Below are 8,353 nucleotides of genomic sequence, written 5' to 3'. Positions count from 1 at the left end.
CTGCCGGTCTGTGCGTCGTGATGATCGGTGCGGCGTGGGCGCACAGCAGGTTGCGGGAGCCGTTGGCGGTCGCGGCCAACACCGTGCTGTTCGCTGTGGCGGCCTTCGTGTTTCTCGGGCGCGCATTCGGATAAGCGCACCGACCAACGAGTCCTCGGCGGCGCACGTCTCAGGGGAGCGGGTGCGTGAGGAGCTTGCACATCTCCCATAGCTCGATCGCCATGTGGACCCTGTGCCCATCGACCACTTCGTTCGGTGTGTGCGGCGGGAAGAATGCGCCCAGTTTGACGGCGAAGCCGTCGGACAAGGGCTTGATCTGGTGCAGCGCAAGGATGTTGACGTCGGTGCCGTCGCTCGCCAACCTCGTGTAACCGGCGGTCAATAAGGAGTAGTCGGGTTCCACCACGATGGGAGCCGAAATCGTCGGGTCGGTGGTGATGTACACCTCGGTGGGCCCGCCGTACATGCCGAACGTCTCCATGCCGTGCATGCCGGCATCGCTCTGACAGCAGAAGTAGTGATCGGGATTGAGTTGCGCGTAGGTCCGTTCGAGTACGTCGGGACCGGCTGCGTGATCGCGGAATTCGTCGATGGTGATGCCAGTGACCGTGACGTCGGCGATCGAGGCCCGTAACGGTGCCCCGACGGGTGCGTTGTTCGCCTGCTTCCACATGTGGTCGGAGGCGCGGATCTGCTCCTGGTACAGGTCCGTGATGTCGTCGACGGAGAACGACTGGCGCACTGCGGTGCTCACGCGGTGTGCGTCTTCGGCGCCGAGGACATCGATGTCGTCGTGGGAGAGGGGAGTGCCGTCGTGAACCATTCTCGCGCCGAGGCGCTTCATCTGGTGCAGTACGTGCAAGTGCCGGGCGTGCTGGACCCGCGCGAGCTGTGCAGGCGAATGGTGTTGGCCTTCGATCGTGCATCCGATCGCAATTTCGTGCATGACATGACCTTTCGAATGGCTGATGGACCGAGCTCAGGCGGCGCGCTCATCGACTGGGCGGCGACGCAGGCTCGAGTTCTGCATGGCGGGTGGTCCGTAGGCCTGGTCGAGGGTGCCGACGTCGGTGCCGGGCGGGACGATCGCGTCGATACGGTCGAGCAACTCGTCGGGCAGCGTGACGTCGAGCCCGGCCAGCAGGTCGTCGAGCTGCTCGATGCTGCGGGGCCCGAGCAGCGCGCTGGTCACACCGGGATGGGTGATCGCGAACGCCATCGCGAGGTGCGTCATCGGCAGGCCCGCCTCTTCGGCGAGGAGCACGAGTTCCTCGACGGCGTCGAGGCGATGCTCGTCGCCGAATGCCTTCATCAGCCCCGCGCGCACCAGGTCGGTCTGCTGGCCCTTGCGGGCGCGGCCGGTGAGCATTCCCTGCCCGAGCGGGCCCCAGACGACGACACCCATCCCGAAGCGCTGCGCGGTCGGCAGCACCTCAGTCTCGATGCCGCGGTTAAGGATTGAGTAGGGTGGCTGTTCGGTGCGGAACCGCTCGAGCCCTCGCCGCTCGGCGACCCATTGCGCGTCGACGATGTTGGAGGCGGGCGTGTTGGACGACCCGATCGCACGGACCTTGCCGCTGTGGATGAGGTCTGAAAGCGCGGAGAGGGTCTCCTCGACGTCGGTTTCGGGGTCGAGTCGATGAACCTGGTAGAGGTCGATGTAATCGGTCTGCAGTCGGCGCAGCGAGTCCTCGACCGCGGTGGTGATCCAGCGTCGAGACGCGCCTTGACGATTGGGATCGTCACCCATCGGGCGGCCGAACTTGGTGGCGAGGACGACGCTGTCACGTCGCCCCTTCAGCGCCTTGCCCACCACGACTTCGGAGGCGCCCTGGGGAGGAAGTGAGTACGCGTCGGCGGTGTCGAGGAAATTGATCCCCGCGTCCAGCGCCTCGTGGATGATGCGGACCGAGTCGTCGTGGTCGGGGTTGCCGATGGATGCACCGAGCATCAGGGTGCCGAGCGCGTAGGGGCTGACCTTGATGCCGGTTCGTCCGAGGGTGCGGTACTGCATGACGTTCTCCTGACCGAGCGGTACGTGCGTGCTGAGCGCCTTCCGATGCCGTACCGTGGAATGAAGCGGAAAGCTCTTCCGGTAAAGATACGGAAAGCCATTCCGGAACACAAGTGAAAGCGGAAGATCATTCCGGAAGTGACGGGGAAGGGAGCGTGATGGCCGACTCGGCAGGGCACGAACGTGTGCACCGTCGACAGCGGGTTGACGCGCAACGCAACGTCGACGCTCTGCTGACGGCGGCGAAGACCGTGTTCGCCGGGTCTGGTGTGGACGCGCCAGCGAAGGAGATCACCGACCTCGCGGGGGTCGGGGTGGGAACGCTCTATCGGCACTTCCCGCAGCGCTCGGACCTGGTCAAAGCGGTGCTCGCACAGGAGATCGACGCCTGCGCCGACGCAGGCCAAGCGCTGAGTGCCGAGCACGGCCCCGGTGAAGCGCTCGCGACGTGGCTGCTCCGGTACACCGATTTCCTGGCCACCAAGCACGGACTGGCGTCGGCCCTGCACAAGGGCGGTCCGGCGTTCGACGCCCTGCGCGATCACTTCCTTCTACGCCTCGGACCCACGCTCGCCTCTCTGCTCGAGGCCGCAGCCGCCTGCGGCGAGATCCGCTCCGACATAGGCTCGAGGGAACTCCTGTACGCCGTGGCCAAGCTCTGCCTGCCAGTGGAGGGTGAAGGAGTGGACGACAGCCGGCGCATGGTCGCGCTCCTCGTCGACGGACTGCGTCACGGCGCCGGGGCCAGCCCGGTTATCCCGTTGCGGGGCTGAACCTTTGGTTGCGGTCCTCAATCTGCTCATGGGTGGACGGAACGAGGAGGTCGCCTCCAGGTGCGGCGGTTGCTTGCGCTCGGGTGGCGTGGGGCCGCTGGTCGCGCTCGTACTGCGCCAGTGCTCTTCGAGGATCGTCGGGGTGGTCCTGGAGGGCTTGGGCGAGGAGCCAGGCCCCGGTCATTGCCAGGGTGGTGCCGCGGCCGGACAGCCCCGTTGCACAGTGGGCCGCGTCGCCGACGAGCACGATGCGACCGTCGTGCCAGTGGGGCACATGAATTTGGCTGACCGAGTCAAAGTAGAGGTCCTGGTCTCGGAGTGCGGCATCGAGTAGTTCCGGGATCTTCCATTCGTCGTGGCCGGCGAAGGCGCCAGTGAGGATCTGCTTCTGGGCGGAGAGGTCGTGATAGTCGTAGTCGAGCCACGGTGATCGAAACAGAAAGATCGCCAACGCCTTCGCGTTGTAGGCGGCGATGCCGGCCATGTGGCCCGGAAAGTTGTACATCGGGTTGATGCGCCCCGTGGTGGTGTAACCGGGCAGATCGGCGATCGCGATGTAGAAGCCGAGGTGCTGCAGGAACTGCTGTTCGGGCCCGAATAGGAGTCTGCGGGTGGCTGAATGCACCCCATCGGCTCCCACGACCAAGTCGTAGCGATCGTGGCCGCCGGAGGTGAAGTGGACGTCGACCCCACCGGGAGTGTCGTCGAGTTCGGCGATGGATTCATTGAACCGCAATTCCGTTGCCGGGCCGAGCTTGTCGTGCAGCACGGCGGCAAGGTCTTCGCGGGGGATCTCGATGTCGTCAGCGGAATCGTTGACCTCGTCCTGGGGCAGCTCTGCCACCACGACGCCATTGGCGTCGACGAACTGCACGCGCTCGGTCATGTCGATCCGACGGTCGCAGATCTGGCCGAGGACGCCCATCTTGTCTGCGATGGCGATGGCGTCGCCACGGATGTCGATCGGTGAGCCGTTGACGCGCAGATGGTCGGCGCGTTCGACGATCGTGACGTCGTGTCCGGTGGCCTGGAGGTTGATGGCAGTGCTGAGGCCGGCCATGCCGGCACCGGAAACGAGAATTCGCATCGAACGGGCTCCTATCAGGATAAGATACATGCTGTATCCAATTACGATAGATACCGCACTTAGGAAACGCAATGTCTCTTAATCCGAAGGACGCGCCGCAGCGACGACGAGGCCGAGTCCTGGAGAACGCGCTCTTGGACGCTGCGTGGGAGGAACTGGCCGAACGTGGCTACGACGACTTCACGATCGACGCCGTCGCGGTACGGGCCGGGACGAGTCGCGCCGTTCTCTACCGGCGCTGGCCCGCCAAGCAGGAACTGGTGCTCGCCACGCTGACGCACGAAGTGGGGAAGGACGTCGTGACGGTCCCCGACACGGGCAGCCTGCGTGGCGACGTCATCGGATTGCTACAGCACGCCAACAAGACCAGGGTGCGACTGGCAACGCAGCTGTTCACCCAACTCGGCGGCTTCTACCGCCAGACCGGGACCAGCCTGGCTGATCTCGACGCATTCATCCGGGGTGGCCGTGACACCGGTCTCGACCAGGCGATTCAACGGGCCGTCGCGCGAGGCGAGATTGGGCAGGGACAGGTGACCGACCGCATCGCGCGGCTACCCGTGGACCTGTTCCGCTACGAGGTCCTCTTCACACTGCGACCGCCATCCGAGGAAACCATCGAGGAGATCGTCGACACCGTCTTCCTCCCGCTCCTGGGCCTGGGCAAACCGAAGTCAGCGTGAGGGGTGGCGTGCGGTTCTCGGGTCGTGAACAGGTCACGGAAGGTCCGCGGCTCGTCCGGAAGGGGCGTGAAGTAGCCGGCGCGTTCGAGCTCGGGCAGCAGACGCTGCGTGATGGTGTCCAGTCCCTCGGGGTAATGCGTCGGCCAGACGTTGAAGCCGTCCGTCAGCTCGGAGTCGAACCGCTCCGCGAACTCGGCGACGACGTCATCGACCGTTCCGATGACGGTCCAGTGTCCCGAGGTGTTCGTGACGAAGTCGACGAGTTCCTCGAGGGAGTACCCCTCGTCGACGGCGAGACCCTTGAAGATCTCATAGCGGCCCTGCCGACGGATGATGTCGTCAGGAGGTGGAATGGTCGCCGGATCGATCTTGTCGGTGCGGGCGAGTCCGCTGAGGTCGATGCCCCCGAGGAGCTGCTCGACACGGTGCCGGCCAGCGTCGAAGTCGCTGGGCTCGCGCAGCTGCGCAGCGAGTTCTCGCGCCTGCCTGCGGGTTTCGCCGATGATCGGAATGACCCCCGTGAGGACGGTCGGTCTGGTCCCATCCGCACGCAGCTCTCGCGCCCTGTTTCGCAGGTCGTCGAAGTAGTCCTTCGCGATGCGCTTGCTCGGTTGGGCGGCATAGACGAACTCGGCCACCTCGGCAGCGAACTGACGGCCGAGATCCGACGAGCCCGCCGCGCCGATCGCCGGAATCCCCTGGGGAGATCGGGGGACGTTGAGCGGGCCTTCGACGGAGAAGTGCTCGCCCACGTGATTGATGGGCGCGACGGATCCCGGACGGAAGTACAGTCCCGCCTCGACGTCCTCGATGACGGCGTCCTGCTCCCAGCTGGTCCAGAGCTTGCGTAGCACCTCGGTGAACTCCCTGGCGCGCGCGTACCGGTCGCTCGGGCGGGGGAGGGTGCCGCCGAAGTTCTCCTCCCCGGTGAAGGACGTCACCAGGTTGACGCCGATTCGTCCGCCGCTGAGGTTGTCGAGCGAATTGATCGCGCGCGCAACGTTGTACGGCTCGTTGAAGGTGGTCGATACGGTCGGTATCAACGCAATCCGCGACGTGCGAACCGCGAGTGCGGCCAGCAGGGTGAGTGGTTCGAAGCCACGCGGCACCTGCCGAATCCCGTCCAGGGAGAGTCCGTCGGCGAGTAGCAGCCCGTGGACCCCGGCCCGCTCGGACTCCTGCGCTACCCGCAGGTAGTGGTCGAAGGACTGGAGATACTGCTGGCCGCGCGGGACGCGCTTCCATGCGTTCTGCTGACCGGTGCCGAGCATGATCGTGTACTGCGGCGTCCTCTTCGTCATGCGAGCTCCAGACGACGGCGCAGCGCTTGGCGCTCTTCCTTCGAGCTGCCGTGGCTGAACAGACTTCCGGCAGACCCGACGAGCAGCTTCGAGTAGTCATGCTCCGGATTGCGGATCAGATCCCACGTGCGGGCTTCTTCGACGATCTGGCCGCGCCAGAGGACGTACGTGCGCTGGGTGACGGCCGCAGCCGACCCGATGTCGTGTGTGATCAGAAGCAAGGCGATGCCCTGTCGGGTCAGGCCGACCAACAGGTCGATCGTGGACGCCCGGTTGGCCGCATCGAGGGCGCTGAGCGGCTCGTCGAGGATCAAGAGCTTCGGCTGTTGGATGAGGGCCCGGATCAGCCCGACCCGTTGCCGCTGCCCACCGGACAGCTGTGCGGGACGCTTGTCGAACAGCGACTGACTCAGCCCGAACTGGTCGAACAGCTCCCGAGCACGCTCAACGGCAGCCTTCTTCGACGAACTCGACCGCACCAGCAGCGGCTCGATGGCCGAGTTGCCCACCGAAACATCCGGATCCAAACTTGCCAGCGTGTCCTGAAACACGTAGTCGATCTGCCCGGAGCGCCGAAAGTTCGAGCGCTCGGCGCCCCGCAGGCTGGTGAGATCCCGTCCCTCGAACAGGATTTCACCGGACCGCGGTTTGACGACACCGAGGATCGTGCGGGCCAGGGTGGTCTTCCCCGAGCCGGACTCACCGATGACTGCCACCGCCTCACCCGGCTCGATTGTCACACTGACGTCTTTGAGTACGTCGTTGTGGCCTCGACGGCTGCGATAGGTGACGTCAACGTTCTTGACTTCGAGCACCGACTTCTCCTAACCGACCGAAGCGGCTCGCGCCTCGACCCGGTCGATCCCGTACTTGGTGTGTGAGTCGATCAGAAGACGCAGGTAGTCCGACCGTGGCGCACTCAGCAGGCGTTGCGTCGGCCCGGCTTCGACGACCACGCCGCTGCGCAACACGATGACGTCGTCCGCCAGCCGCGCGACCACCGACAAGTCGTGCGATACGACGATGATCGACATGTTGGTGTTGTCCTTGAGATCCGAGATCAAGTCGAGGACCTCGGCCTCGACGGTGACATCCAGCGACGTGGTGGCTTCATCGGCGATGAACACGTCTGGTGAACGGGCCAGCGCGATGGCGATCAGGATGCGCTGCAGCGTGCCACCGCTCAGCTCGTGGCGGTATCGCGTGAGCACCTGTTCGGCATCGCGAATGTTGACTGACTCCAGCGCCGCTAGCGCTCGGCGGCGGCGCTCGGCGCGGGGCAGTTTCAGTGCAACCCGGTAGAACTCGTCGAAGTGTTGGAGCACGGTATAGGACGGGTTGAGGTAGCTACCGGGATCCTGGAACACCGCGCCGAGCCGATTCGTCCACAGCGACCGCCACTTCTTGGTGTCGAACGTGCAGGTGTCCTCGCCGAACAATTCGATGTCTCCCGACGTCCGGCGGACGGCCGTCGGAAGCACCCCAAGAATCGACTTGACGAGAAGTGTCTTGCCGCTGCCGGACTCGCCCACGATGCCGAGAACTCTGCCTGGCTCCAGTGCGACACTGACATTCGTCAGGATGGGTACGTCCGCCTCCAACGACAGGTTACGGACGGCAACAAGTGGTTCAGTCACTCTTTCCCCTTCACGGCGATGGACAGTGGCGAACTCTCGACGACCCCGGCGGCCCCCGCGCGAACGGGTTCGGTCTCGGCGTCACGAAGCAGATCGGCCAGGGCGTGGAAGGCCCAGACCGCGGCGACGATGAACACGGACGGGTAGATCGGCGCCAGGGGAGCACGACTGATGTGTCCCAGGGTCTCGGCGAGCACCCCGCCCCAGGTCGGGGCCGGAGGTTGCACCCCGATACCGAGGAAGGACAGCGAGGAGATCACGATCAGCCCGGCGGCGACCGTATTGGCGAACGTCACGGCGAGTGCCGGGATCAACTTCGGCAGGATGTGCCGTGACACCACCCAATACGTCGAGGCGCTGTAAAGCCTTGCTGCGAGCACGTAGTCGGCGGTGACCGAGCTGAGCGCCACGGACCGCGACACCCGGTAGAAGATGGGTGAGACCAGGACGCCGACGACCACGAGCGCGGGAATCAAGCCGTTGCCCAGCAGAGCGGTGACCGCGACCGCGACGATGAGGAACGGCAACGCGATCACGGTGTCCACCAGTCGCAGGCTCGCCCACTCGAAGACCCGCCCGAGGTAGACCGAGAGGATGCCTGGGATGGTGCCGATGAAGAAGGCCACCACGCTCACCAGCACGCCGCCCAGCAGGCTGATACCTGCGCCGGCCAGAATCCGGCTCAAGACGTCGCGTCCCAAACTGTCGGTGCCGAACCAATGCGAGACCGACGGCCCCGCCAGCGGCGCGGCGGCGGGGGCGAGTGGGTTGTCCGGCGCAAGCGCACTTCCGAAGAAGCCGATGACGATGAACAGGACGACCAGGGCGAGCGCCAGCTGGCCGGTGCGCTTGTGCAGA

9 protein-coding genes are annotated in these 8,353 nt (G+C 65.4%); 2 read left to right on the top strand and 7 right to left on the bottom strand.

The genetic code is table 11. The features are described from left to right. Positions 1–169: 169 nt before the first annotated feature. Both ACRDUX_RS23290 and ACRDUX_RS23285 read right to left on the bottom strand, forming a co-directional pair. Entirely contained in the window at positions 170–946 is a 777-nt protein-coding gene (locus tag ACRDUX_RS23290; RefSeq protein ID WP_526416953.1) for a hypothetical protein, read from the bottom strand. 33 nt (positions 947–979) lie between these two features. Beyond that, positions 980–2,014, bottom strand: coding sequence for an aldo/keto reductase (locus tag ACRDUX_RS23285; RefSeq protein ID WP_526416951.1), 1,035 nt, complete (start codon positions 2,012–2,014; stop codon positions 980–982). A 158-nt stretch (positions 2,015–2,172) separates the two neighbouring features. Here ACRDUX_RS23285 and ACRDUX_RS23280 point away from each other — a divergent pair, with 158 nt between their 5' ends. Then, positions 2,173–2,787 carry a TetR/AcrR family transcriptional regulator gene (locus ACRDUX_RS23280; protein WP_526416949.1) on the top strand — a complete coding sequence of 205 codons (615 nt, stop codon included), beginning with the start codon at positions 2,173–2,175 and terminating at the stop codon, positions 2,785–2,787. Here ACRDUX_RS23280 and ACRDUX_RS23275 read toward each other — a convergent pair. Then, positions 2,768–3,874 (bottom strand): FAD-dependent oxidoreductase, encoded by a 1,107-nt coding sequence (locus ACRDUX_RS23275; protein ID WP_526416947.1) that lies wholly within the window; start codon positions 3,872–3,874, stop codon positions 2,768–2,770. The two genes, ACRDUX_RS23280 and ACRDUX_RS23275, sit on opposite strands and share 20 nt — an antisense overlap. Before the next feature lie 71 nt (positions 3,875–3,945). Here ACRDUX_RS23275 and ACRDUX_RS23270 point away from each other — a divergent pair, with 71 nt between their 5' ends. After that, positions 3,946–4,557: a TetR/AcrR family transcriptional regulator C-terminal ligand-binding domain-containing protein gene (locus tag ACRDUX_RS23270; RefSeq protein WP_526416945.1), complete on the top strand. Its 612-nt coding sequence runs from the start codon at positions 3,946–3,948 to the stop codon at positions 4,555–4,557. Here ACRDUX_RS23270 and ACRDUX_RS23265 read toward each other — a convergent pair. The 4 genes from ACRDUX_RS23265 to ACRDUX_RS23250 are packed head-to-tail and all read right to left on the bottom strand — an operon-like array spanning position 4,449 to position 8,352. Further along, complete coding sequence (locus tag ACRDUX_RS23265; protein WP_526416943.1) at positions 4,449–5,858, bottom strand: NtaA/DmoA family FMN-dependent monooxygenase; 1,410 nt, start codon at positions 5,856–5,858, stop codon at positions 4,449–4,451. The two genes, ACRDUX_RS23270 and ACRDUX_RS23265, sit on opposite strands and share 109 nt — an antisense overlap. Continuing rightward, positions 5,855–6,673, bottom strand: coding sequence for an ABC transporter ATP-binding protein (locus ACRDUX_RS23260; protein ID WP_526416941.1), 819 nt, complete (start codon positions 6,671–6,673; stop codon positions 5,855–5,857). The genes ACRDUX_RS23265 and ACRDUX_RS23260 overlap by 4 nt, the downstream gene beginning before the upstream one ends. Before the next feature lie 9 nt (positions 6,674–6,682). Beyond that, complete coding sequence (locus ACRDUX_RS23255; RefSeq protein ID WP_526416939.1) at positions 6,683–7,495, bottom strand: ATP-binding cassette domain-containing protein; 813 nt, start codon at positions 7,493–7,495, stop codon at positions 6,683–6,685. Beyond that, a complete protein-coding gene (locus tag ACRDUX_RS23250) occupies positions 7,492–8,352 on the bottom strand; it encodes an ABC transporter permease (protein WP_526416937.1) in 861 nt (286 codons plus the stop codon). The genes ACRDUX_RS23255 and ACRDUX_RS23250 overlap by 4 nt, the downstream gene beginning before the upstream one ends. Position 8,353: the final 1 nt, after the last annotated feature.

It is taken from the genome of Mycobacterium sp. (assembly GCF_050701675.1).
Taxonomy (GTDB): Bacteria; Actinomycetota; Actinomycetes; order Mycobacteriales; family Mycobacteriaceae; genus Mycobacterium.
This window is presented reverse-complemented; position numbering and strand designations above follow the sequence as displayed.